Below are 25,213 nucleotides of genomic sequence, written 5' to 3' on the forward strand. Positions count from 1 at the left end.
TCGACGACAAAGGCTGATTGCAGCCGAGACAGGAGCACGACCCGAATGCCTATGGACGCCCACGATATCGAGGCGATGATCAAGGCGGCGATCCCCGATGCCGAGGTGACCATCCGTGACCTCGCGGGGGACGGCGATCACTATGCCGCGACCGTGATCTCGGAAACCTTCCGCGGCAAGTCCCGCGTCCAGCAGCACCAGATCGTCTATCAGTCCCTGCGCGGCCAAATGGGCGGCGTGCTGCATGCGCTGGCGCTGCAAACCGGGGTGCCGGGCGCCTGATCCGATCGTGACGGGGGCATGACGATGGCTGCGGACAATCCTCGCGGCGCGATGTTTCGCGTCATCCTGCCGAACCAGCACAGCCGCGTCACCAATGCCGAGCTGTTCTTCGACCTGGTCTTCGTTTTCGCGATCACGCAGGTCTCGCACACACTGCTGCACCATTTCACGCCGCTCGGTGCGGTGCACGTCGCAGTGCTGTTTCTCGCGGTATGGTGGGTGTGGGTCTACACCGCCTGGGTCACCAACTGGCTCGATCCGGAACTGACGCCGGTTCGGATCCTGATCTTCCTGATGATGCTGGGCGGCCTCGTGCTGTCCACGACTATCCCGACCGCGTTCGAGGGGCGGGGCCTGTGGTTCGCGATCGCCTACGCAACGATGCAGGTCGGGCGCACCGCCTTCTGGATGTTTGCAACGCCGCGGCATCGAACTGCGGTCCGGCACAATGCGGTCCGGATCCTGACGTGGCTCTCGGTGTCCGCGATCTTCTGGATCCTCGGCGGCCTCGCCCATGACGAGGCGCGGCTGTGGTTCTGGATCGTGGCACTGACGATCGAATACATCTCGCCGGCGGTGCGCTTCTGGGTCCCGAAGCTTGGCTTCTCGTCGGTCGAGGCCTGGGCCGTCGAGGGCGGCCACATGGCCGAGCGCTGCTCGCTCTTCGTCATCATCGCGCTTGGCGAGGCCGTCGTCGTCAACGGTGCGACGTTCGCCGAGCTGGACTGGACCGCGGACAACATGCTGGCCTTCGTCTCCGCGCTGGTCGGCAGCATCGCGATGTGGTGGGTCTATTTCCACAGGGGTGCCGAGGCCGGCGCCGAGCGCATCTCGAAATCCGCGGAATCCGGCCGATTGGCGCGGCTCGCCTACACCTATCTGCACATGCCGATCGTCGCCGGCATCATCCTGACCGCGGTCGCCGACGAGCTGGTGCTGAAGCATCCGGTCGGGCATTCAGATGTCAGGACCATTGTGAGCACGATCGGCGGTCCCTTGCTGTTCCTGGTCGGCACCATCCTGTTCAAGCACGCGATCCGCGGCTTCCTCCAGCTCTCGCACGGCATTGGCATCATCCTGCTTGTTGTGCTGTGGTGGTTCGCTGCCGAGCTGTCGCCGCTATGGCTGTCGGTCGCCGCGACGGTGATCATGATCGTTGTTGCGGTATGGGAGTCGGTCTCGCTGGGATCGGCGCCGGAAGAAGCCGAGGAGCATTGAACCGGCGCCATCGGCGCCGGAGCGCTTACTCCGCCGCCTCCAGCGCGTGCACCGAGAACATCTTCGCGGCATCCGTCCAGCTCTCGCGCACCCGCCAACCCGCGCCTTGCGCCAGCGTCGCGAAGCGCTCGATGCTGTATTTGTAGCTGCTCTCGGTATGGATGCTCTCGCCCGCGCGGAACGAGAAGCTGGTGCCGAGCAGGCGCACGGTCTGGCTCTTCTTGCTGATCAGGTGCATCTCGATGCGGTGCCGCTCGCGATTGTAGATCGCGCGATGGGTGAAGGCGGAGAGGTCGAAATTGCCGCCGAGCTCGCGGTTGATCCGCACCAGCACATTGAGGTTGAAGCGCGCGGTGACGCCGGCGGCATCGTTATAGGCGTCGTGGAGCAGGCGCTCCTCCTTCTCGAGATCGGCGCCGATGATCATCTGCGCGCCCCGGCCCAGAATAGCGCGTGCGCTCTTCAGGAAGGCCTGCGCTTCATGCGGCTCGAAATTGCCGATGGTCGAGCCCGGGAAGAACCCGACCTTGGGCATGGCCGCCACCGCCTTGGGAAGCTCGAACGGCGTGGTGAAGTCGGCCGCCACCGGGTAGATGCCGAGCGACGGAAAATCCCGCTTCAGGCCGTTTGCCTGCGCCGTCAGGAAGTCGCCGGAGATGTCGACGGGCACATAGGCCGCGAACTTGCAGTGGTTGAGCAGCAGGCGGACCTTTGTGGTCGCGCCTGCGCCGAATTCGACCAGCGCCGCGTGCTCCGGAATGATTTTCGCGATTTCGCTGCCGCGCTCCTTCAGGATCGCAAGCTCCGTGCGCGTCGGGTAATATTCCGGCAGCCGTGTGATCGCTTCGAACAATTCCGATCCGGCTGCATCATAGAAATACTTCGGCGACAGCTTTTTGGGCTGCTGCGAGAGGTCCTCGATGGCCTCGCGCGCAAAGGCGGTGGTTTGTTCGTCGGGAAGATGGGCTTCGGCCAAAGCGCTGGCGTGCACATTCATGATACTCTCCTGAACGCGCTGTCCGGCGCGCATTTGTCGTCGGATGAGAATTTTACTCGTAGTCGGCGAGCCGCAGTCCCGTGAATTGCCAGCGGTGGTGCGGATAAAAGAAGTTACGATAGGTGATACGGCTGTGCCCCTCCGGGGTTGCAAGCGAAGAGCCGCGCAGCACCAGCTGGTTGACCATGAACTTGCCGTTGTATTCGCCGAGCGCGCCTTCGATCGCACGATAGCCGGGGTACGGCGAGTAGGACGATCGCGTCCACTGCCAGACGATGCCGAACGCATCGTTGAGCTGGCCCGCGCGGGCCGCGACCTCCCATTCCATCTCGGTGGGCAGATGTTTTCCGGCCCAGCGCGCAAAGGCGTCAGCCTCGTAATAGCTGACGTGGCAGACGGGCGCGTCGGGATCGACCGGCTTGAGGCCGGCCAGCGTCATGACATGCCACTGGCCGTCGATCTCGCGCCAATGGCCGGGAGCGTCCCAGCCTTCGTTGTTGACGGCTGCAAAACCGTCCATCAGCCACAGCGTTGCGGTCCGGTAGCCACCGTCGCGCATGAAGGCGAGCCATTCGCCATTGGTGACGAGATTGCGTGCGAGCTTGACCGGGCCGACGAGGGCGCGATGCGCCGGCTTCTCGTTGTCGAAATGAAAACTCTCGTCGACGTGACCGACGGTGTGGATGCCTTCGTTCAGCGTCAGCCAATCCTCGCTGGCCGGCGTCGCAGTCGGGAAGCGCCAGTCCGGATCATAGGCCGGCGGGATCGGGTTCTGCGCGAAGGCGTGCAGGATGTCGGTGAACATCAATTCCTGATGCTGCTGCTCGTGGTTGAGGCCGACCTCGACCAGCGGCGCGATCTCGCGCAGCTTGTCCTCGCCAGCATCGCGGAAGAATGTCACGACGGCAGCGTCGACATGTTTTCGATAGGCGCCGACCTGATCGGCGCTCGGGCGGGTGATATCGCCGCGGTGATTGCGGGAATGGCGTGGGCCGGCGCTGACGTAATAGGAATTGAACAGGAAGGCGAAGTCAGGGTGAAAGGGCTGGTAGCCCGCACAGTGCTGGCCGAGCACGAACTGCTCCCAAAACCAGGTGGTGTGCGCCCGGTGCCATTTCGTCGGGCTCGCATCCGGCATGGACTGGATCTGCTGGTCCTCCGGCGACAGCGGCGCGGCCCGGCGCTCGGTCTCGTCGCGGACGGCGAGAAACGCGTCTTCCAGCCTCTGGGCAAGGCCGCCCAAATCGGCCGACGGTGACGGAGCGGGGGCCGTAGCGGAGGCTTGTTTCGTCACGTTTTTCTCCAGACAGGACAAGAGAACGTTGTTGGCGTTGTCGGGTTCCAAAACGCCGGGTTCGTCCTAGATAGGGGCTCCGTGACGGTATGAAAGTCCTCCCTGACGATGATATTCGTGGCATCATGCAATGGGCAGGTGCAGCCGAGAGCGGTCCACCCAGGGGCCGCTCGCCGCCATTTTACTTTGGATGCACAACGGTTTGGGCTACATATATGGGCAGGGATCGGGTTAAATCGGCTGAGCCAGCCCGAAGCGATTGGAGTGGGCTCCGCCCCAGAAGGACACGGATATGAGCATCGAGGAATTCATCGCCAACGAAGTGAAGTCGAACGACGTGGTTCTGTTCATGAAGGGCACACCGCAGTTTCCGCAGTGCGGGTTCTCAGGCCAGGTCGTCCAGATCCTCGACCACATCGGCGTCGGCTATAAGGGCCTCAACGTTCTCGAATCCGCCGAACTGCGCAACGGCATCAAGGACTTTTCGAACTGGCCGACCATCCCGCAGCTCTATGTGAAGGGCGAGTTCGTCGGCGGCTGCGACATTGTCCGCGAGATGTTCCAGGCTGGTGAATTGCAGCAGCTCTTCTCCGAAAAGGGCGTCGCTGTCGCGGCCTGATAGGTGACCCAGCTGACGCGCCGGATCGGCGGCGCGGAGCTCAAGGTTATCGTTGCTGACATCACCACGCTGAGCGTTGACGCCATCGTCAACGCGGCCAACACGTCGCTCCTGGGTGGGGGCGGCGTCGATGGCGCGATCCATGACGCTGCCGGGCCCGAGCTTTTGGCCGAGTGTCGGAAGCTCAGAGGATGCCCGACCGGCGATGCCAAGATCACCAAGGGCTACCTTCTCCCTGCGCGCCATGTGATCCATGCGGTCGGCCCGGTCTGGCACGGCGGCATTCGCGGCGAGGCAGAGGCGCTGGGCTCCTGTTATCGCCGTGCGCTCGAGCTCTGTGAGGCCAATCAGCTGACCTCCGTGGCGTTCTCCGCGATTTCGACCGGGGTTTACGGCTTTCCGGCCGACCAGGCCGCGAAGATTGCGGTCTATGCGACCATTGAAGCCCTGCCGGCCGCGCCGCTGGTCGTCGACGTCATATTTTGTTGTTTCTCGGAAAAGAGCGCGGCTCTGCACGCGGACGTTCTGGCGCGGTATGGCGGCCCTTGTGCCTGATGACGTGGTCGGTACACTCCGCCGGGCCATGTTCCGGGGAGGGGATATGATTTCACAGTCTGGACTGCGCGCGCTGGTCTGCGCCGCGCTTGTGTCGTTGGGTACGATGTCGCTCGCGCGGGCGGAGGGCACCTACGAGATTCCGGCCGGCGCGCATTTCAATCCGGACAAGCTCGCGAGGATCACCGAGTTCTTCAAGAACGAGGTCGCGACCGGCAAGATCGCCGGCGCAAACGTGCTCATCAAGCAACATGGCAAGCCGGTGTACCACGAAGTCTTCGGCGTGCAGGACGCGGTCAGCAAGGCACCGATCACCGACAAGACGATCTTCCGCCTGTTCTCGATGAGCAAGGCGATCACGTCCGTCGCCGCAGTGAAGCTGATCGAGGAAGGTACGATCAAGCTCGACGATCCCGTCTCGAAATACATTCCGTCCTTTGCCAATGTGAAGGTCGGCGTCGAGAAGAAGGCCGAGGACGGCACCAAGTCGCTCGAGCTCGTGCCGCCGAACCGGCCGATGACGGTGCACGATTTGATGACGCACACTTCGGGCGTCACCTACGGCTTCTATGGCGACAGCCTGGTCCGCAAGGCCTATCGCGACGCCAATATCTATGCCGGCGATTTCGACCTCGCGGAGTTCGCCGAGCGAATCGCGAAACTTCCGCTGCACAACCAGCCGGGCGCGCTGTGGCAATACGGCCATTCCACCGACATCCTGGCGCGGGTCATGGAAGTCGCTGCCGGCAAGCCGCTCATCGAGATCGAGCGGGAGAAGCTGCTCGACCCCCTCGGCATGGTCGACACCGGGTTCTTCGTCACCGATCCCGTAAAGCAGAAGCTGCTGGCGCAGCCGGTGCCGAACGACAGCGATTTCCGGGTCGGGAGGATCAACGATCCGACGGTCGTCAAGAAAATCCAGTTCGCCAGCGGCGGTATGGTCACGACCATGGCCGATTATGAGCGCTTTACGCAGATGCTGCTCAACGGCGGCAGCCTCGACGGCAAGACCATTCTCAAGCCCGAGACGTTCAAGCTGATGGTGACCGACCAGATCGGCCCCAAGTCGGGCGTCGATCGCGATTATTTCTACTTCCCCGGCGATGGTTTCGGCTTCGGTCTCGGACTTGCGGTGCGCACCGACCCCGGCAACGCAAAACCGCCGCCTCCCGGCGATCTCGGCGAATTGAAATGGGACGGCGCCTCCGGCTGCTATTTCGTGATCGATCCCAAGCAGGACATGTTCTTCGTGCTGCTCGAGCAGACCCCGACCGAGCGCCAGCGCGTGCAGCGGACATTGAAGCAGCTGGTCTATGAAGCGTTGGAGAATTGACATGTTCGGGCGCTGCGCATTGATCGCGGCGCTCGTTCTTCTCGCCGGCGGCATCGTTGCGAAGGCGGGTTCCGAGGGACGTGCGGTCCACACGCTCTCGCCCGCGGGGCTGGCGAAGGTTTCCGATTACATCCGCAATGAGGTCGCCACCGGCAAGATCCCCGGAGCCATCCTGCTGCTTCAGCAGCACGGCAAGCCGGTCTACTATCAGAATTTCGGCGTCCGCGACGTCGCGACTGAACTCTCGATGAGCGCGGACACGATCTTCCGCCTCTACTCGATGTCGAAGCCGGTTACCTCAGTCATGGCGATGATGCTGGTTGAGGAGGGCAAGCTGTCGCTCGACGATCCCGTCTCGAAATACATTCCGGCCTTCGCCGGCATGAAGGTCGGCATCGAAAAGAAGGCCGAGGACGGCAAGGTCGCCCTGGCGCTGGAGCCGCTGGAGCGACCCATCACGGTCAAGGATCTGCTGCGCCACACCTCCGGGCTGCCTTACGGCTACTACGGCGGCGGTATGGTGCGCGAGCTCTACGCGGACGCCAATCTCTTCAACAGCAATCTGACCAACGCCGAATTCGCCGCCAAGATCGCCACGCTGCCGCTGGTCGAGCAGCCCGGCACGGTGTGGGATTACGGCTATTCCACCGACGTGCTTGGCCGCGTCGTCGAAATCATCGCGGGAAAGACGCTGCTGCAGTTCGAGAAGGAGCGGCTGCTCGATCCGCTCGGCATGACCGAGACGGCTTTCTTCGTCGCCGATCCCGCCAAATTCCCACGCATCGCCGAGCCGATGCCGGACGATCGCAACATCAATCCGACGACGCAGGTCCGCGATATCAGGCGGTCCGCGACATGGGAATCGGGCGGCGGCGGCATGGTCGGCACGGTCGGCGACTACGCCCGCTTCGCCCAGATGCTGCTCAACGGCGGCACTTATGACGGCCGGCGCTATCTCAAACCGGAGACCATCGCGCTGATGGCCTCGGATCATATCGGGCCGGAGACGAAGATCGCGCGCGACCAGAACTATTATCCGGGCGGGTCTTCCGGCTTCGGCCTCGGCTTCGCCGTGCGCACCTCGGTGCCATCAGGCACAGCGTGGCCGCTCGGCGAATATCGCTGGGACGGCGTCGGCGGCACGTTCTTCTTCATCGATCCCGAGGACGATCTGTTCGGGATCTTCATGGTGCAGACCCCGACGCAGCGCGGCCGGATTCAACTGGCGCTGAAGACGCTGATCTACCAGGCGATGGGGCGGTGAACCGCCGTTGTTTTGCAGCCGGATAAGAGCAGTAGCCCGGATGAGCGCAGCGACATCCGGGATCCCTGCGAGTGAAGTCCCCGGGTATCGCTGCGCTCACCCGGGCTACGGGACTGCTCGGTTTACGCTCCGCGCACGATCTCGCGGATATATCCGATCGTCTCCTCGATCTGGCTCGCATTGACGTCGAGATGGGTGCAGGCGCGGATGCGGCCGTCCATCATCGCAAGCGTCACACCGCGCTGGCGCAGCGCCGCGACCATCTTGTCGCCGGGAATGCCGGCACCATCGGGCTTGAAGAACACCAGGTTGGTTTCGGGCTCCTGCACCTCGACGCCTGCGATCTGCGACAGTCCGCGGGCGAGCGCACGCGCATTGGCGTGATCGTCGGCGAGCCGATCGACATGATGGTCGAGCGCGTAGATGCAAGCCGCCGCGCAGATTCCGGCCTGTCGCATCGAGCCGCCGAGCCGCTGCTTCCACTGCCAGACCGCATCGATGAAGGCGCGCGAGCCCGCCAGCACGCCGCCGATCGGCGCGCCCAAGCCCTTCGAGAAGTCGATCCAGGCCGAATCCCACCCCGCGGTCATGTCACGCGGGGAGATGCCGCTCGCGACGGTGGCGTTGAGCAGGCGCGCGCCGTCCATGTGGGTGACGAGGCCATGTTGTTTCGCGATCGCGACGATCTCGTCGAGCGCGGCCTTCTTCCAGACCGTGCCGCCGCCGATATTGGCGGTCTGCTCGACGCTGACCACCGTCTGCGGCGGCTGGTAGCGGGTGCGCGGATGCAGCGCTCTGCGAAAGGTCTCCGGCGTGAACTGGCCGTCGGGTCCCTTCAATTGCGTGACTTGAAAGCCGCCGATCGCGGCATGCGCGCCGCCTTCGCGCGCGATGATGTGCGCGCTCTCGTGCGCCAGGATCTCGTCGCCGGGACGGCAATGCACCAGCGTCGCGGTGACGTTGCACATCGTGCCTGACGGCATGTACACGGCTGCCTCCTTGCCGAGCAGCTCGGCGACGCGCTCGCACAGGGCGTTCACGGTCGGATCGTCGCCGACCTGCTCGTCGCCGACCTCCGCCCGCGCCATCGCCTCGCGCATTGCGGGTGTCGGCTTTGTCTGCGTGTCCGACAGCAGGTTGATGCGAACCGGCGGCGCCTTGGGATCAATCGGGGGAGGGGTGTAGAGCATCACAAACCGTGTTTCTTCCACATGGCGCGAACTTCGTCGGCACTGGCTAACTCGCCACGGGCGATCTCAGCTTCTGCCTCTATGAGTTCGGCCTCTTCCATCAATGTTAGTCGTAGCGGAGGTCGATCATCAACCTTGTCGAAGGCTTCGTCGAGAGGACGCGTCATGATCAATCTCCATCGATGGCGACTGTAGCACGCGAGGATCGCGACATGGAGTAGCGGCCCAAACAAAAAGGCCCCGGAAAACCGGGGCCTTTGAGCGATTGATCTGCCTAGCTATCAGCGCGAATAGAATTCGACGACCAGATGCGGCTCCATCTGCACCGGGAACGGCACGTCGGAGAGGTGCGGGATGCGAATGTATTTCGCGGTCATCTTGCCGTGGTCGACTTCGAGATAGTCGGGGGTGTCACGCTCGGAGAGCTGGCTGGCTTCGAGGACGTGAGCGAGCTGCTTGGAGGATTCCTTGACCTCGATCACGTCGCCGAGCTTGACCAGATAGCTCGAGATGTTGACCTTGCGGCCGTTCACCTTGACGTGGCCGTGATTGATGAACTGGCGCGCGGCGAAGATCGTCGAGACGAACTTGGCACGGTACACGACCGCGTCGAGACGGCGCTCGAGCAGGCCGATCAGGTTCTCGCCGGTATCACCTTTGAGGCGGCTGGCCTCGACATAGATGCTGTGGAACTGACGCTCGGAGATGTTGGCGTAGTAACCCTTCAGCTTCTGCTTGGCGCGCAGCTGCACGCCGAAGTCGGAGAGCTTGCCCTTGCGGCGCTGGCCGTGCTGGCCGGGGCCGTACTCGCGGCGGTTCACGGGGCTCTTCGGGCGGCCCCAGATGTTCTGGCCCATACGGCGATCGAGTTTGTACTTCGCCTCACTGCGCTTAGTCATCGCGTCCTCTTCAGGTACATGGTTTGAGGAAACGCGCCCTCCTGTGTGACGGGCTAGCCCGGCACTGACAGGTCCAATCCCAAAGCTTAAGGGACAGGACCACGGGTCGCGAAACGCTTCGCGGGCCGAAATCGGCCCGCGAGCAAGCGGCTTTTAGGAGGATTTGGGGCTCGCTGTCAATGCGAATGGCCGGACTCACGTTCCGACCGCCCGGATCGGCTTTGACCCGGCCGCACGCAATTCGGCAGCGATTTCAGTGTTCAGGACCTGTTCCAGCCGGGTCAGGACCCGGGCGATTGGGGCGGCGTCGGTGACCCGGTGATCCCAGCGGATCACGACATGGATGGTCTGGTCAGGCCCGACCACCCCATAGCTGACGATGAAGGGGCCGGGCGTGATCGGGTGAAGCTCGCCGCCACCGTAGGCGGCCACCGAGCTCACCGCGAAGCTGCCGAACCAGTTGCCGCGCTGCCGGCCAAAATTCAGTCCTGTCGCCCAGGACAACCGCCGCAGCGGCAGCGGCAGACGGGTCACCCGCATGATCTTGCGAAACATGGGAATCTCGTCGATCGGGGCGGTCTTGGCGCGCCGGATCTCGGCGTCGACCGCAGCCAGGGTCATGGCCTCGGGAGCCACGATTCGCTGCGGGATCACGCATTCCTCGCCACCCTCGACCCGGGCGATGGCCACCGACGCCACGCTCTTCGGCAGCTCGTAAAGCGACGGCCAGGGCCATTTGGCATAGACGGTACGCAGGACCGGCTCGTCCTTGGCGACGAGGGCAAAAGCCTTGACGAACATGGCCGCCCAGCCGGCTGGCGCCATCGCGCCCGCGCGGGCCTCCAGCAGGGGGCCGATGCCGAGCGAACGGGACAGCGACACGAAGGGCACGCCCATCGAGGCGTGCATGAGGTCGATAATCAGGCGACGCGGCAGCGAAATGGTCTTGGACGTCCCGCGCATCGCTCTTAGGTTTCCCCTGATTAAAATTTGTGCAGCGAGCGGGTTCCCGCTCGCCGCCTGCTCTAGCACGAACCAACGAGCTCAGGGCCGGTCGGTTCGCCGCATCAGGGCGCCGGGGAGGCCAGCGGCTTGGTCTTGTCGACGATGTAAACTCCAAGCACTTTCATAGCCTTGTCGCCGTGGGCTTTGGCGTCATGCACGACGCCTGCCGGGATCTGGTAGGAATCGCCGGCTTTCAGCGTCTTTTCCGGCTGCCCGTCGATGAGGAGATTGAGCTCGCCTTCGAGCACATAGCCGGTCTCGATGCCCGGATGGGTATGGCGTCCGGCCGAGCCGCCCGCCGGGACTTCCGCGATGGCGGTGATGGTGTTGTAGCCATCCGGAAATTCGACCTTCTGGAGCGGGGTGCGCTTGATGCCGGGCTGCTGGGCGAAGGCGGCAACGGCGAGGCCGGTGAAGGCGAGAGCGAGCAAGGTCTTTTTGAGCATGGTTTTTTTCCTCCCTGGAACGACTGAGCCTAGCAGCGCAGCAGTTCCCGGCAAGGTGGCAATCGGCTTTGCCGTCAGCGCTTGATCCCCTCGAACGCCGCCATGATGCCGCGCTGGAATAGCGACCAGTCGAAGCCGAGCGCGATCGCGCGGTAGCCGCGGTCGACCAGGGCGTTGGCCTGGTCTGCGGTCCGCGCCACGCCGCCGATCGGCACGCCGCTTCTGAGGATGCCGGCCTCGGCCCGCGCCACCAGCTCCAGCAATTCCGGATCGTCCATCTGTCCGCGTTTGTTGATGGAGGTGGCGAGATCGCCGGGGCCGATTACGGCGACGTCGATTCCGGGCGTGGCCATGATCTCGTCGATTCGGTTGACGGCGTCGACGTGCTCGATGGTGATCATGCAGATCATCTCGTCGTCGGCGCTGGCCATGTAGTCCGGCATCGACTGGCCCCAGCGGAATGGTGCATGGAACGGACCCCAGAGCCGATCGCCGCGTGGTGGATAGCGCACGCTGCGCACCGCTTTCTCGGCCTCCGCGCGATTGGTGATCATCGGGAAATTGATGCCGAAGGCGCCGATGTCCATCGGTGCCTTCGCAAGCCATGGCTCGTTCGCCGCGATCCGCACCAGCGGTGTGCACGGTGTGCCGGTGGTGGCCGCGATCATTGCATGTGCTTCGGTCAGTCCAATCGGCCCATGCTCGAGATCGACGATGATCCAATCGAGTGAGCGCGCCATGATCTGGACGGTCTGCACGCTCGGGATCGTCGCGATCGCGCCGAAGGCGGGACGACCCTCGCGCCAGAGCTGGCGGAGACGGTTGAGCGGCGTTGCGGGGACCGACATGGGAAGAACCTGCAGGAAACGACGACGGCGGAGCCTAGCAGCGCGCCGTCGAGGCGCAAGGTCAGGCTGGAATGCGGCCGCCGAAGAACGGCATCAGCGTGGCCGAAAGGCGATGGACGCGGTTCGAGGTGAAGATCATCTCGGCGCCGGATTGCGCGATACCACCGGTGTGCGCGCCGAGCAGATCCGAGACGCGGCGGGCGATCGCGGGCGCCGGATCGATCCAGTCGACCGGCCAGGGGGCGAGCTTTTTCAGCCGGTCGAGCAGCAGCGGGTAATGCGTGCAGGCGAGCACCACGGTGTCGGTGCGTGCGCCTGCGTCTCCGACATCGCCGACGAAACACGGGGCGAGCTCGGCGAGAATGGCGTCGTCGCTGACGGGAGAGCCGCTGAGCTCGGCTTCAGCCAGCGCGGCCAGCTCGGGCGAACCCACCAGCGTCACCTCGCAGCCTTGTGCGAAATCGCGGATCAGCGCCTTGGTATATTCGCGCTTCACGGTGCCCTTGGTGCCGAGCACCGACACGCGCCGGCTCCTCGACTGCGCGCAGGCCGGCTTGATCGCCGGCACAGTGCCGACGAAGGGCAGGGAATATGCGGCGCGCAGATGCGATAGGACCAGGGTGGACGCCGTGTTGCAGGCGATGACGACGAGGTCAGGCTCGTGCGTGCCGATCAATTCCCCCATCAGCGGCACCACGCGGGCGATGATCTCGTCTTCGCTGTGGTGGCCGTAGGGGAAGAAGGCGTCGTCCGCGACGTAGACGTAATGCGCGTCGGAGCGCGCGGCCACGACCTCACGCAGGACCGTGAGCCCTCCAAGGCCGGAATCGAACACCAGAATCGTCGGGGAATTGGTCACGTGATCACTCTAGCCGGACATGGTTACCATTCGGTTTTTGGGGCGGTTTTGCGGCAGGGGCGTTGAGGGCTAATTTGGACCGATTCGATTTCGCGATTGCCGCATGGTCCGATATCAGCTGCCGGACTGCGGCGCGGATCGGGACAGGCCCGCAAAACTCCGGAGAGCCGACATGATCAGAAATACCAGTCACGGCTGGGGCAGCATTTCCCGATGGCTGCACTGGAGTCTGGCGCTGACCATCATCGGCATGATCGGCTTTGGGTGGTGGATGAACCACGTCCCGGCGCGTCCCGACCGCTTCTTCTATCGCTCGATCCACGCTGATATCGGCTATGTGATCCTGCTGCTCACGGTGCTGCGCCTGGTCTGGCGCCTCGTCAACCCGACGCCCGCCCTGCCGGCCGAGACCTCGCGCTGGCAGAAGGTCGCGGCCCATGTCAGCCACGGCGCGCTCTACCTCGCAATCATCGTCGTCACCATGCTCGGCTGGGCGCATTCCGGTGCGCACGCACCTGATTATTCGGACTTCTTCGGCTTGTTTCACGTGCCGCAATTCACCGCTCCCGACCGCGCGGCGGCGGGCGCCTATGAAGACCGCCACATCCTCTTTGCCTATGTACTGCTCGCCTTGATCGCGGTTCACGTGATCGCCGCCCTCTGGCACCACTTCATCCGCCGCGACCGCGTCGTGGCGCGGATGGTGGCGGACGAGGCGTAGTCGCAACCACACCTATGCGTTCTCGTGGCACATCCCACGTTCTGCTTCATGTCTTCAGGAGGCCTCATGCTCACCGTCCATCATCTCGGCAAGTCGCAGTCCGAGCGAATCGTCTGGCTGTGCGAGGAGCTGGCGATTCCCTACGAGCTGAAGCGCTATACGCGCGATCCCGTCACCATGCTGGCCCCGGCCGAGTACAAGGCGCTGCATCCGATCGGGGCGGCGCCGGTGATCACCGACGGCGAGCTGGTGCTCGCGGAATCCGGAGCGGTCGTCGACTACATCGTTGCAAAATATGGCAACGGCCGGCTCGTGCTCGGGCCCACTGATCCCGCCTTCGCGCAGTTTCTGTATTGGCTTCATTTCGCCAATGGCACCCTGCAACCCGGTATGGGGCGGATGATGATCCTGAGCCGGCTCGATCTCGCCAAGGACAATCCGACCCTGCTCGCGATGAAGGGGCGTCTCGATCGGGCCTACGATCTTCTCGACGCAAGGCTTCGCGAGGCGGAATATCTTGCAGGCAGCGCCTTCACGACCGCCGACATCATGACGGTGTTCTCGCTCACCACCATGCGCTACTTCCAGCCCTATGACGTGTCGCGCTGTCCCAACGTGGTCAAATATCTCGGCCGCATCGGCGCGCGGGCGGGCTATCGGCGTGCGATGGAGAACGGCGATCCGGGCATGGCGTTGCTCTTGAACTGAACGGCGGCGCGCACTCGATCACGCGATCCTGTTCGTGGTGGCCGCCCGTTCCGACGCCAGCTGCGCCTGGAGGCGCTCGATGTTCTGCAGTAGCCGCTGGCTGGTCAGCACCAGGAAGTAGTAGCCGAACTGCGGATCCTGGAAGTAGATCTCAAGCAACCGGTCATAGGTAATCGTCAGCACCTGCCCGTCTTCGATGCATTCGATCGTTCCGGTGCGCCGGTTGCCCGGCGTGAGGAAGCCGAGCTCGCCCATCAGCGCGCCCGGCATGATCTCGATATTGATCTCCTTGACCAGGAACTTGCCGGTGACCGTAAGGAGCATCTCCTTGGCTGGGTCGCCCAGTTTGAACAGCGTGTCGCCGCGGCGATATTTGCGTTCGGTCATGAACGGCTTGAGCCATTCGATCGACATGTCGCCTTCGGCGGCATGGCGCGCCTTCTTGACGAGCTTGAGCATCTGTCGCAGGCGCAAGGCGTTGATCGGTAGCAGCAGGAGATAGAGCAAGAAGGTCGAGACGTTGGCAGAGAGCGCGCCGAAGACGGCGAAGAACGCACAGCCGACCATATTGGCGACGCGCAACGGAACCATCGTCCGCATCAGGAGGGTGGCGACGAAGAAGCCGGCGCCGACCGCGGCAAACATATTGGCCAGCGTGATGTTCTGGACGAAGATCTCCAGCATCCGATTGAAGATCGAGTCATAGGTGACGTTGTTCGGATCGAGGCCCATCTGGACCAGGATCTTCGCGATCCTGAGGTTATCCGTCGCCGCCTCGAGAATGCGGTCGAGGATCGACGAAATGTCTGCGCTGCCGGACGGCATGGTACTATCCCCGCGTAAGGCCTTCAGTCACGGTCGGTCTTCTCGACACCTATAGCCGAAATCGAACGACGACCGCTTGAATGAGGCTTTCGGCCGCCGTGCCGCAAGAGGCAAATTTTAGCCTGATCGGGCGTTTCGGCAATTGCCTGTTTGGCGGTGCGTATGGCCGTGGCGCGCCCGCGATTCGGGGGCCGCCGGGTACGAGCCTCGGCGTGCTGGACCTCGGCGGCCGACGGGGCGGGGCGGGACCAGGGCGTGGGGTGATCCCCCGCCTCAGGGCTTGGCGGGCGGCACGACCTGCTGCTCGACCAGGCTGAGGTGCCCCGGCAGCGAACCGGCGCGCAGCAGCATGGCGACGCTGTTTGCTTCCTCCAGGGTGAAATTGCCGGAGATCTGGCCCGAGCCGCCGGTGATGGGCTCGCGGATCACGGGGGCGGAGATCACCTTGCCATCGAGCACGATGGCGAAGGGCTTTGCTATGTTCTCTTCGGTGATGTGGGCAAAGCGCCGCGTGCCGCGGCCATTGAAGCGGAACGAGGCGATCGGCTCTTTCGTGGCGCTTGCAAACCCCGGGCCCGCATAGCTGATGTCGTCGCCGTCGAGCACGCTGTCCTTGGCGACCAGATAAAGGCTCTTGTCCTTGAAGCCGGGCAGGACTTCCGTGCCTGTCGGCGGCGTGCCGGATTGCGCCTGCTCCGGCGGCATCGAGAGGTCGATCAGGCGGAAGCCGACCTTGACCCTTCGGGCGAAGACTGCGGTGACGCGCTCGGGCTCCATCACACCGGGCAGGAAGATTCGGATGCGGTCGGTGCCATCGGGCTGGACGCTGGCGAGCTGGACGCCAGCCTCCTTCAGACGCTGCTCGATCATGGCGATGGCATCTTCGACGAGTTCGTGCAACCGCGTGGCGGATGCCGCATTGGTCGGCGCGAGCCTGACCAGTCCGTCGCCGCCGTCGGTCACGGCCAGCGCATGCGACGGCAATCCTTCCGCGGCCGACGCGAGCTTGCGTGCGAGTTGCTCGCGGCCCTTGACGTCGGCAATCTTCAACTCGACGCCGCCGTCGCGGATCGCAAGACCGGAGAAGGCGATCTTGCCCTCGCGCAGGTTCTTGTAGACGTCGTCGCGCAAATCCGTGACGACGCTCTCGCGCAGGCCATCGGTGTCCACCTTGTAGACGATGCGTGACCCACCGAGCTTCTCCATCTTGTCGCTGATGAAGGCCGAGATCTTGGCGCGCATCTTGTCGATCTGGCCGTCCTGGGCGTGTGCCGCGCGGGGCAGGGCGAGCATCGATGTCATGATCCCTGCTGTCACGGCGAGCGCGATGAACAGCCGGGTAGCGCAATCCCGCGGGAGCGTAGTCATGATCACCTCAAGTCTTGCGCCAGGGCGCTGGCAAGGACACCGGCATGTGAGTCCAATGCCAGTTCTTGGTCCCCGGATCTGGCGCGCAGGTTCAAAAGCCTCTCACCAGAGCCCGATTACGGCGGCCGCTAGGTCATGGACGAACGCCAAATCATCGATCATTCTGCCCGTGCTCGGCCGGCCATCGGTCGAGGTCTCGCCAACCCAAAAAGTCAAAAGACAGGGCGCGGGGACATGCATCTGAGGGAGGACGCAATTCCATGGCGGGCATCCACGCGCTCGATCGCTTCATCGGTAACGACTATCCGGACCTGGCAACGGACGCAGAGGTTCGAGCCTTCGAGCAGGTCCCTTACGTCGATCGCGTCGCGGCCGAGAGCACTTACGACGCCATCAGGCTGGGTGCGGCCCGTAACCCCGACGGGCCGGCGCTCCAGTTCCTGCAAAACGCCGATCCCGCCGACACGCCGGTCGTGGTGACGTACCGCGACTTCATCGCGCGCGTCACACAGGCCGCCAACATGTTTCACGCGCTCGGCGTCGAGAAGGGCGACGTCGTCAGCTTCATGCTGCCGCTGGTGCCGGACGCCTTCGTAACGCTGTTCGGGGCGGAGGCCGCCGGCATCGCCAATCCCGTCAATCCGCTCCTGGAGCCGCACCAGATCGCGGAAATTCTGGAGGCCGCGAATACAAAAGTCCTGGTGGCGCTCGGGCCGATGCCGGGCACCGACATCTGGCAGAAAGTCGAGCAGATCAGGCCGCAACTCAAGCACCTCAAGGCGATTGTGCAGGTGTTCGGTGCTGGCGATCCGGCCACGGGAATCCTTGCCTTCAACGACCTGATCAGGCAGCAGCCTTCGGACCGCCTTATCAGCGAGCGCAAGATTCTGGGCAGCGACATCGCCGCCTATTTCCACACCGGCGGCACCACCGGCACGCCAAAGCTGGTGCGGCACACGCATGCCAACCAAGTGTATCAAGCCTGGGCGCTCAATCTGCTGCTGGAGTCGAAGCCGGGCGCCAACATGCTGTTCGGCATGCCGCTGTTTCACGTCGGGGGCTCGTTGACGCAGGTGCTGACGACGTTGTCGGCCGGCGGCTCGCTGGTCGTGCTGTCGCCGAGCGGATGGCGCAATCCGAATGCGGTCAAGAACATCTGGCAATTGGTCGAGCGCTTCAGGCCCGAAGCGCTGTCGAGCGTGCCGACGGTGCTCGCCGCAACGCTCGCGGTGCCGCCTGGGAATGCCGACATCTCCAGCCTGAAATATGCAGCCGGTGGTGGCTCCGCGATCCCGGTCGCGGTGGGGTCTGCGATCCAGGACAAGCTCAAGCTGCCGGTTGTCGAGGTCTATGGCATGACCGAGACCTCGAGCGTTCACACGCTGGCCTATCCGTCGCGCCCGATCCGGCTCGGCTCGGTCGGCCTTCCGATGCCCTATGCGCGAGTCCGCATCGTCCAGCTCGATGGCGAGGGCAAGCTGATCCGCGACTGCGCGCCGGACGAGATCGGTGTCGTCATCATGGCCGGGCCCGGCGTGTTCGGCGGCTATCTCAACGACGAGCACAACAAGGGTGCCTTCGTCGACGAGGTCTGGGTCAATTCCGGCGATCTTGGCCGGCTCGATGCCGACGGCTATCTCTGGATCACCGGCCGCGCCAAGGATCTCGTGATCCGCGGCGGCCACAACATCGATCCGGCACCGATCGAGGAGATCATGTTCCGGCATCCCGCGGTCGGCTTTGCCGCGGTGGTCGGTCAGCCCGACGCCTATGCCGGCGAACTGCCGGTGGGGTATGTGCAGCTGAAGCCCGGCGCGACCGTCGAACCCGGCGAGCTGGAGACATGGGTGCGCGAGCGGACGCCGGAGCGCGCGGCTGTCCCGGTGCAGGTCATCCCGATCGATCCGATGCCGGTGACCGGCGTCGGCAAAGTGTTCAAGCCGCAGCTGCGCTGGGACGCAGCCCAGCGCGTGTTCACGAAGGTGCTGACGCCGCTCATTGAGCGTGGCATCGACTGCAAGGTCCGGGTCGGCGCTCACGGCAGCCACGGCTCGATCGCCACCGTAACGCTGGCGGGCCTGCCGGCGGATCAGCGCGAGGCGGTTGCAAGCGAGGTGCACGCACTGCTTGCGCCGTTCGTGATGCGCCACGAGGTGGTGCAAATGTAACGGACTCAACAGAGGCTTTGGCGTCAGCTCGAAGGCAGGGCGACGCTTCGCCGCATTATCCATACCCCTGAGAGAGCCTCTTATGTGACAAATATCACATAGGAAGAATTGGTAATTGAGCGATGGTCCGAATAGTCTCGTGGAATTGCATCCGGGGGGACGCAAGTGATTCCGTTTCGGCTATTTGCTTTGTTGATTTTGGCCATTGGCCTCGCCTGCGGACCGGCCCATGCGGACCGGCGGGTTGCGCTTGTCATCGGCAATTCCGCCTACAAGAGCGCGCCCAAGCTCGGCAACCCCGTCAACGATGCCACTCTGGTCGGTGGCATGTTCAAGAAGGCGGGATTTGATTCCGTCGACGTCAGGCTGGATCTCAGTGCGAGCGAGATGCGGCGCATGTTGCGTGAGTTCGCCGGCAGGACCCGCGATGCCGACATGGCGGTGATCTATTACGCCGGTCACGGCATCGAGCTGGAAGGCACCAACTATCTCATTCCGATTGACGCGACGCTGGAGACCGATGGCGACGTGCTGGACGAAACCATCCCGGTCGAGCGCGCGCTGTTCGCAGTCGAGCCGGCCAAGCAGCTGCGCCTGATCATCCTTGATGCCTGCCGCGACAACCCATTTTCCAAGACCATGAAGCGGACGCTGGCCTCGCGCGCGATCGGTCGCGGGCTTGCCAAGGTCGAGCCGACCAGCCCCAACACCATGATCGCCTTCGCCGCAAAGGCCGGTTCGACCGCGTCTGACGGTGACTCCAGGAACAGCCCGTTCGCCGTCGCTTTAGTCGAGCACTTGCCCAAGCCGGGCCTCGATTTGCGCAAGGCGTTCGGCTTCGTGCGCGACGACGTGCTCAAGAGCACGGGCTATAAGCAGGAGCCTTATGTCTATGGCTCGCTTGGCGGCGACGATGTGCCGCTGGTCGCGACCAAGCCGGCAGCGACCGGTCCGCAGGCCAATCCGCAGGATTCTATTCGCAGGGATTACGAGCTCGCGCTGCAGCTTGCCACGCGCGACGGTTGGGAAGCGTTCCTGGCGCAATATCCCGAGGGGTTCTACGCGAATCTCGCCAAGGGCCAGATGAACAAGATCGCCGCCGAAGAGACGCGCGCCTCGGCCGAGCAAAAAGCGAACGCGGCCGAGCAGCAGAAGGCAAGGCTCATTGCCGAACGCGCCCAGAAGGCCGAGCAGGACAAGGCGACCGCGGCGGCCAAGGCGGCCGAAGAGGCCCGGATCGCGGCGGAGAAACAGAAGCAGATCGAGCAGGCGAGGACGGAGGCAGCGGAGCACCAGCGCAAGCTGGCCGAAGCTGCCGCGGCGAAAGCACAGGCCGAGAAGCAGGCGGCGGAGAAAGCGAAGGCCGAGCTTGCCGCCAAGCAGGCCGTCGCGAAGGCGGAACAGGCGGCAAAGCCTGTGGCCGATCGGCAGATGCCTGAGGTCGAGCAAAAAGTCGCAGCCCTTTCACCGGCGCCGGCATCCACCTTGTCGGCGGCTGATCTGACAAAATCCGTGCAGAGTGAATTGCGCCGCGTCGGCTGCCTGTCCGCCACCGCCGACGGCGACTGGAGCGCAGCATCGCAGCGTTCGCTGACCCTGTTCAACAAATATGCCGGCACCCAATTCGACGCCAAGCTCGCAAGCGTCGACGCGCTCGATGCCCTGAAAGCGAAGCCCGGACGGGTTTGCCCGCTGGTTTGCAATTTCGGCTTCAAGGCGGATGGCGATCAATGCGTGAAGATCACCTGCCGCGCCGGCTACCGCGTCGGCGACGACAACGACTGCGAGAAGGTCCAGGAGAAGAAGCCGGTCGCGACGCGGGATGACGCGAAGAAGCGGGATGCTGAGCGTAAGCAGGGCGACTCCTCGCCGCCATCGCCTCAAGCCAAGTCATCGGGACAAATTTACTGCAACAGCGCTGGCTGCCGTCCCGTTCGACCGGGTTGTCGTCTGCAAGCTAGTACTTCCCTAGCTGGTTCGGCGGAGGCACGGATATCTGGTGCAGAGGTCTGCAACTGATCGCAAAGTCAATCCAAAACCCGCGGATGAATTGCGTGAACATCGCTCGATATCTCTTCCTATTCATATTTGTGACTCTTTGCACCTGCACGCCGGCGCAGGCCGAGAAGCGCGTTGCGCTCGTCATCGGCAATTCCGCCTACAAGAACGCGCCCCGGCTCGCGAACCCGGTGAACGACGCCGGGCTGGTCGGCGGCATGTTCAGGAATGCGGGCTTCGATACGGTCGAGATCAGGCTGGACCTCAATGCCAGCGAAATGCGGCGATCGCTACGCGAGTTCGCGGCCAGGACGCGCGATGCCGACATGGCGGTGATCTACTATGCGGGCCACGGCATCGAGCTGGACGGCAGCAACTATCTCGTTCCGACCGATGCCATGCTGGAAACCGACGGCGACGTCCTCGACGAGACGATCGCGCTGGACCGCGCGCTGTATGCGGTCGAACCGGCCAAACAACTCCGTCTCGTCATCCTCGATGCCTGTCGCGACAACCCTTTCGCCAAGACGATGAAGCGCACCATGGCCTCGCGCGCGATTGGTGGCGGGCTTGCCAAGGTCGAGCCGACCAGTCCGAACACGATGATCGCGTTTGCGGCCAAGGCGGGATCGACGGCGTCGGATGGCGACTCCCGGAATAGCCCGTTCGCGGTCGCGTTGACCGATCATCTGCCGAAGCCCGGGCTCGACCTGCGCAAGGCGTTCGGGTTTGTCCGTGACGACGTCTTGAGGAAGACAGGCAACAAGCAGGAGCCGTATGTCTATGGCTCCCTGGGTGGCAGCGACGTGCCGCTGGTGCCGGCAAGGCCGGCCGCCACAGCCGGTCCGCAGGCAAACCCACAGGACAGCGTGCGCAAAGACTACGAGCTTGCCCTCCAGGCCGGCCTGCGTGAAGCCTGGGAGGCATTCCTCCAGACCTATCCGGACGGCTTTTACGCCAACCTCGCTCGCGTGCAGTTGAAGAAGATCGCTGCCGAGGAAGATCGCACGCTGGCGACCGAGAAGGCGCGTCTGGCCGAACAGGAGAAGGCGAGGCTCGCGACCGAACGAGCTCAGAAGGCCGAGCTGGAGAAAGCGGCCGCCGCTGCGAAAGCCGCCGAAGAGGCAAGGATCGCGGCCGAGAAAGCCAAGCAGATCGAGCAGGCCAAGGCGGAGGCGGCCGAACGAGATCGCAAGGCGGCGGAAGCTGCCGCGGCCAATTCGCTCGCGGAGAAACGGGCGATGGAGAAGACGGCGGCTGAGGCGGCAGTGAAGCAGGCCACGGACAAGCAGGCGGCTGATGCCGAAAGCAGGAAGGTCGCCGCGCTGTCGCCGCCGCCAAGCTCCCTGTCGCCCGGCGACCTCGCGAAATCCTTGCAGAGCGAACTGCGCCGGGTCGGCTGTCTTTCGGCCGCCCCCGACGGCGACTGGAACGCCGCAACGCAGCGCTCGCTGACGCTGTTCAACAAATATGCCGGCACCCAGTTCGACGCGAAGCTTGCGAGCATCGACGCGCTCGATGCGCTGAAGGCGAAGCCGGGCCGCGTCTGCCCGCTGGTGTGTAATTTCGGCTTTAAGGCCGACGGCGATCAATGCGCGAAGATCACCTGCCGCGCCGGCTATCGCGTCGGCGACGACAACGAATGCGAGAAGGTGCCGGAGAAGAAGCCGGTGGCGACGCGCGATGACACGCGGAGGCGGGATACGGACCGGAAGCAAATCGAGGCCGCGCCATCCAAGCCGGAGGCCAGCGGCCAGATGGTTTGCAACAACGCTGGCTGTCGGCCGGTCGCGCGGGGATGCCGGCTCGTTCAGCATTCAGGTGCGATCGGCGCCGGGACCGGCTATGGGACATCTACGGTAGGCGTCAAGGAAGTTTGCAACTAGTAGAGGAGGAGCGTGACCAAGCTTGCATGCCTCCCCGCAAGCGAGCATCATCCCCCAAAAAAAATAGGGGAAACCGATGCCACAACTCTCTCGCCGCCGCCATCTTCAGCAATTGTCGGCCGTGGTCGGATCCGCCGCGTTGTCAGGATGGTCGAGGCCGGCAGAGGCTTCGGAGGCAGACATTCCCCCCGAGGGCATCGGCAAGGGCATCAAACACATCTCCTACAGCGACATCGGCGGACGGCCCGACAGTGTGCAGGTGATGTTTAACCGGCAGCACGTCTATGTCGGACACATGTTCAGCGACGGCGTGACGATCCTGGACGCCTCCGACCCGCGTGCGCTGAAGCCGGTCAACTTCTTCACCGCAGGACAATACACCCGCACGCACCATTTACAGGTGGCCGAAGATTTGCTGCTGCTTGCGAACGGCGCCAACATCGTCGCGATGCAGTCCTACGACAACATGCGCGGCTATTTCGAGAACACGCTGGTCGACAGCATCACCAAGGCCAAGAAATTCCGCTGCGGTCTCTCGATCCACGACATATCGAAACCGGGCGAGATGCGCGAGATCGCGTTCCTCGAAATGCCTGGCTTCGGCATCAACCGTCTGTGGTGGCCGGGCGGCCGCTATGCCTATGTGTCGGCGCATCTTGACGGGTTCACCGACCACATTCTTTGCGTGGTCGATCTCAAGACCATCACGAAGCCGGAGATCGTCGCGAAATGGTGGCTGCCGGGCATGAACCGCGCGGCCGGCGAGCCGGCAACGCCGAAGGGCAAGCGCTTTGCGCTCCATCACATGATCACGGCGGGTGATCGCGGCTATGCTGCCTGGCGCGATGGCGGCTTCACCATTCATGACATCAGCGATCCCGTGAATCCAAAGCTGCTGTCCCACATCAATTGGTCGCCGCCCTTCGCTGGGGGCACGCATACGCCGCTGCCGCTGCCCAAGCGACAGCTTGCGATCGTCGCGGACGAAGCCAATGCGGATCAGTGCGCCAAAGGCCTGTTCCATACGTTCGTTATCGACGTGCGCGCGCCTGGAAACCCGGTGCCGATCGCAACCCTGCCGACCCCGCGCGACCGCGACTTCTGCACGAACGGCACCTTCGGGCCGCATAATCTGCACGAGAACCGCCCGGGCTCGTTCCAGAGCGAGGAGACGATCTTCGCGACCTACAACAATGCCGGCGTCAGGGTATTCGACATCAGGGACGCCTTCGCACCGAAAGAGATCGCATATTGGGTGCCGCCGACACCGAAAAAGCTTATCGATCCGCGCCCGAACGTCGCGCTCGCGGCCAAGGCCTGTGACGCCTATGTCCGGCCGGAAGGGCTGATGTTCGTCTCCGACTGGAACGCCGGCATGCACGTGCTGCAGTATCAGGGATGAGCGATGGGCAGGAGGCTCTGTTCACGTCATGAGACGGGGAATCGTAGCCCGGATGAGCGCAGCGATATCCGGGACCTTGCTGCAAATCTGGTGAGAGCTGTCCCGGGTGTCGCTTCGCTCACCCGGGCTACGAGTGCGGCGATTGCAGCTTCACTCTGCCGGCATCCGCGTTTCGACGAGTCGCGCCCAATATGACGCGCCGTGGCCGAGGATGTTGTCGTTGAAGATGTAGCTGGGGTGATGGCACTCGTTGCCGTCGCCCATGCCGACCAGGATCATCGCGCCGGGGCGCGCTTCCAGCATGAAGGAAAAATCTTCGGCGCCCATCATCGGAATGAACTTATCGTTGACGCGCTCGGCGCCGACGATGCCGCGGGCGACGTCGGCGGCAAGGCCAGCCTCGCGCGCGTGGTTCATCGTCACCGGATACATCCGCGTGTACTTCGTCTCGGCCGAACCGCCATAGGCGCGCGCGACGCTGTCGGCGACTTCGCCGATGCGGCGCTCGACGAGATCGCGCACTTCAGGGTCGAGCGTGCGCACGGTGCCGCCGAGCTCGGCGATCTCCGGGATGATGTTGAAGGCGGTGCCGGAGTGGAATTGCGTGATCGAGATGACGGCGGACTTCAGCGGATCGACGTTGCGCGCGACGATCGATTGCAGCGCATTGACGATCTGCGCGCCGATCAGCACGCTGTCGATGGACTTGTGCGGACCCGCGCCGGCATGGCCGCCCTTGCCGTGGACCGTGATCTGGATGTTGTCGGAGGAGGCGAGCATCGCGCCGGGCGTGGTCGCGAAATGTCCTTCGGGCAAGCCCGGCATGTTGTGCATGCCATAGACCTCCTGGATGTTCCAGCGCGTCATCAGCCCGTCCTCGACCATCGCCTTGCCGCCGCCGCCGCCTTCCTCCGCGGGCTGGAAGATCACCACGGCCGTGCCGTCGAAATTGCGGGTCTCGGCGAGATATTTGGCGGCGCCGAGCAGCATGGCGGTGTGGCCGTCATGGCCGCAGGCGTGCATCTTGCCGGGGACCTTGGAGGCGTAGGCGACGCCCGACGTTTCCATGATCGGCAGCGCGTCCATGTCGGCGCGCAGGCCAATGGTCTTGCCGGAGGCCGACTTGCGGCCGCGGATCACACCGACGACGCCGGTGCGGCCGATGCCCGTCACCACCTCGTCGCAGCCGAACTCGCGCAAGCGGTCGGCGACGATGCCGGCGGTGCGGTGGACGTCGTATTGCAGCTCCGGGTTCTCGTGGAAGTCATGGCGCCAGGCGGCCATTTCGTCTGAGAGGGCGGCAACGCGATTGACGATGGGCATGAGGA

At 64.0% G+C, this 25,213-nt stretch carries 24 protein-coding genes; 12 read left to right on the forward strand and 12 right to left on the reverse strand.

What is annotated here, in order from left to right; all coding sequences use genetic code 11:
• The first annotated feature begins 45 nt into the window (after positions 1-45).
• Positions 46-282, forward strand: coding sequence for a BolA/IbaG family iron-sulfur metabolism protein (locus ACVIN2_RS35850; protein WP_007602284.1), 237 nt, complete (start codon positions 46-48; stop codon positions 280-282).
• A 24-nt stretch (positions 283-306) separates the two neighbouring features.
• Entirely contained in the window at positions 307-1,500 is a 1,194-nt protein-coding gene (locus tag ACVIN2_RS35855) for a low temperature requirement protein A (RefSeq protein ID WP_456769864.1), read from the forward strand.
• 25 nt (positions 1,501-1,525) lie between these two features.
• Here the strand turns inward: ACVIN2_RS35855 and egtD are convergent, their stop codons facing one another.
• Positions 1,526-2,497, reverse strand: a complete 972-nt coding sequence (egtD, locus tag ACVIN2_RS35860) for an L-histidine N(alpha)-methyltransferase (protein ID WP_456769218.1) — start codon at positions 2,495-2,497, stop codon at positions 1,526-1,528.
• A gap of 52 nt (positions 2,498-2,549) precedes the next feature.
• Positions 2,550-3,842 (reverse strand): ergothioneine biosynthesis protein EgtB, encoded by a 1,293-nt coding sequence (gene egtB, locus ACVIN2_RS35865; protein ID WP_456769219.1) that lies wholly within the window; start codon positions 3,840-3,842, stop codon positions 2,550-2,552.
• A gap of 241 nt (positions 3,843-4,083) precedes the next feature.
• Between egtB and grxD the strand changes: the two genes are divergently transcribed.
• The 4 genes from grxD to ACVIN2_RS35885 are packed head-to-tail and all read left to right on the forward strand — an operon-like array spanning position 4,084 to position 7,562.
• Positions 4,084-4,410, forward strand: a complete 327-nt coding sequence (grxD, locus tag ACVIN2_RS35870; RefSeq protein WP_063995769.1) for a Grx4 family monothiol glutaredoxin — start codon at positions 4,084-4,086, stop codon at positions 4,408-4,410.
• A gap of 3 nt (positions 4,411-4,413) precedes the next feature.
• Positions 4,414-4,965: an O-acetyl-ADP-ribose deacetylase gene (locus ACVIN2_RS35875; protein ID WP_456769220.1), complete on the forward strand. Its 552-nt coding sequence runs from the start codon at positions 4,414-4,416 to the stop codon at positions 4,963-4,965.
• Between the two features lie 46 nt (positions 4,966-5,011).
• Positions 5,012-6,298 carry a serine hydrolase domain-containing protein gene (locus ACVIN2_RS35880; protein ID WP_456769221.1) on the forward strand — a complete coding sequence of 429 codons (1,287 nt, stop codon included), beginning with the start codon at positions 5,012-5,014 and terminating at the stop codon, positions 6,296-6,298.
• Position 6,299: 1 nt separating this feature from the next.
• A complete protein-coding gene (locus ACVIN2_RS35885) occupies positions 6,300-7,562 on the forward strand; it encodes a serine hydrolase domain-containing protein (RefSeq protein ID WP_456769222.1) in 1,263 nt (420 codons plus the stop codon).
• 122 nt (positions 7,563-7,684) lie between these two features.
• Here ACVIN2_RS35885 and ACVIN2_RS35890 read toward each other — a convergent pair whose 3' ends face one another.
• The 7 genes from ACVIN2_RS35890 to murI form a co-directional block, all read right to left on the reverse strand.
• The gene (locus ACVIN2_RS35890; RefSeq protein ID WP_456769223.1) at positions 7,685-8,752 is read right to left on the reverse strand and encodes a threonine aldolase family protein; all 1,068 of its coding nucleotides are present in this window, start codon (positions 8,750-8,752) and stop codon (positions 7,685-7,687) included.
• A complete protein-coding gene (locus ACVIN2_RS35895) occupies positions 8,752-8,919 on the reverse strand; it encodes a hypothetical protein (protein WP_456769224.1) in 168 nt (55 codons plus the stop codon). Before ACVIN2_RS35895 ends, ACVIN2_RS35890 begins: the two co-directional genes overlap by 1 nt.
• Positions 8,920-9,033: 114 nt before the next feature.
• Positions 9,034-9,651 carry a 30S ribosomal protein S4 gene (gene rpsD, locus ACVIN2_RS35900; RefSeq protein WP_007602315.1) on the reverse strand — a complete coding sequence of 206 codons (618 nt, stop codon included), beginning with the start codon at positions 9,649-9,651 and terminating at the stop codon, positions 9,034-9,036.
• Between the two features lie 195 nt (positions 9,652-9,846).
• A complete protein-coding gene (locus tag ACVIN2_RS35905; RefSeq protein WP_456769225.1) occupies positions 9,847-10,614 on the reverse strand; it encodes an acyltransferase in 768 nt (255 codons plus the stop codon).
• 104 nt (positions 10,615-10,718) lie between these two features.
• Positions 10,719-11,102 carry a cupin domain-containing protein gene (locus ACVIN2_RS35910; RefSeq protein ID WP_456769226.1) on the reverse strand — a complete coding sequence of 128 codons (384 nt, stop codon included), beginning with the start codon at positions 11,100-11,102 and terminating at the stop codon, positions 10,719-10,721.
• A 74-nt stretch (positions 11,103-11,176) separates the two neighbouring features.
• A complete protein-coding gene (locus tag ACVIN2_RS35915; RefSeq protein ID WP_106944481.1) occupies positions 11,177-11,950 on the reverse strand; it encodes an HpcH/HpaI aldolase family protein in 774 nt (257 codons plus the stop codon).
• Positions 11,951-12,011: 61 nt separating this feature from the next.
• Positions 12,012-12,809 carry a glutamate racemase gene (gene murI / locus ACVIN2_RS35920; protein ID WP_456769227.1) on the reverse strand — a complete coding sequence of 266 codons (798 nt, stop codon included), beginning with the start codon at positions 12,807-12,809 and terminating at the stop codon, positions 12,012-12,014.
• Positions 12,810-12,981: 172 nt separating this feature from the next.
• On the opposite strand from murI, the gene ACVIN2_RS35925 reads away from it, so the two are divergent.
• Entirely contained in the window at positions 12,982-13,530 is a 549-nt protein-coding gene (locus ACVIN2_RS35925; protein WP_456769228.1) for a cytochrome b, read from the forward strand.
• Between the two features lie 66 nt (positions 13,531-13,596).
• Positions 13,597-14,238 (forward strand): glutathione S-transferase family protein, encoded by a 642-nt coding sequence (locus ACVIN2_RS35930; RefSeq protein WP_456769229.1) that lies wholly within the window; start codon positions 13,597-13,599, stop codon positions 14,236-14,238.
• Positions 14,239-14,256: 18 nt separating this feature from the next.
• Here the strand turns inward: ACVIN2_RS35930 and ACVIN2_RS35935 are convergent, their stop codons facing one another.
• Positions 14,257-15,063, reverse strand: coding sequence for a Crp/Fnr family transcriptional regulator (locus ACVIN2_RS35935; RefSeq protein ID WP_456769230.1), 807 nt, complete (start codon positions 15,061-15,063; stop codon positions 14,257-14,259).
• A 273-nt stretch (positions 15,064-15,336) separates the two neighbouring features.
• Positions 15,337-16,431: a SecDF P1 head subdomain-containing protein gene (locus ACVIN2_RS35940; protein ID WP_456769231.1), complete on the reverse strand. Its 1,095-nt coding sequence runs from the start codon at positions 16,429-16,431 to the stop codon at positions 15,337-15,339.
• A 260-nt stretch (positions 16,432-16,691) separates the two neighbouring features.
• On the opposite strand from ACVIN2_RS35940, the gene ACVIN2_RS35945 reads away from it, so the two are divergent.
• The 4 genes from ACVIN2_RS35945 to ACVIN2_RS35960 all read left to right on the forward strand — a co-directional run bounded on the left by ACVIN2_RS35945 (position 16,692) and on the right by ACVIN2_RS35960 (position 23,885).
• Positions 16,692-18,599, forward strand: coding sequence for an acyl-CoA synthetase (locus ACVIN2_RS35945; RefSeq protein WP_456769232.1), 1,908 nt, complete (start codon positions 16,692-16,694; stop codon positions 18,597-18,599).
• Between the two features lie 165 nt (positions 18,600-18,764).
• Positions 18,765-20,618 carry a caspase family protein gene (locus tag ACVIN2_RS35950; RefSeq protein ID WP_456769233.1) on the forward strand — a complete coding sequence of 618 codons (1,854 nt, stop codon included), beginning with the start codon at positions 18,765-18,767 and terminating at the stop codon, positions 20,616-20,618.
• 26 nt (positions 20,619-20,644) lie between these two features.
• Entirely contained in the window at positions 20,645-22,483 is a 1,839-nt protein-coding gene (locus ACVIN2_RS35955) for a caspase family protein (RefSeq protein WP_456769234.1), read from the forward strand.
• Positions 22,484-22,559: 76 nt separating this feature from the next.
• Positions 22,560-23,885 carry an LVIVD repeat-containing protein gene (locus ACVIN2_RS35960; protein ID WP_456769235.1) on the forward strand — a complete coding sequence of 442 codons (1,326 nt, stop codon included), beginning with the start codon at positions 22,560-22,562 and terminating at the stop codon, positions 23,883-23,885.
• Between the two features lie 150 nt (positions 23,886-24,035).
• Here ACVIN2_RS35960 and ACVIN2_RS35965 read toward each other — a convergent pair whose 3' ends face one another.
• On the reverse strand, positions 24,036-25,208 hold the full coding sequence (locus ACVIN2_RS35965) for a M20 aminoacylase family protein (protein ID WP_456769236.1): 1,173 nt from the start codon (positions 25,206-25,208) through the stop codon (positions 24,036-24,038).
• Positions 25,209-25,213: the final 5 nt, after the last annotated feature.

Source organism: Bradyrhizobium sp. USDA 3650 (assembly GCF_054057395.1).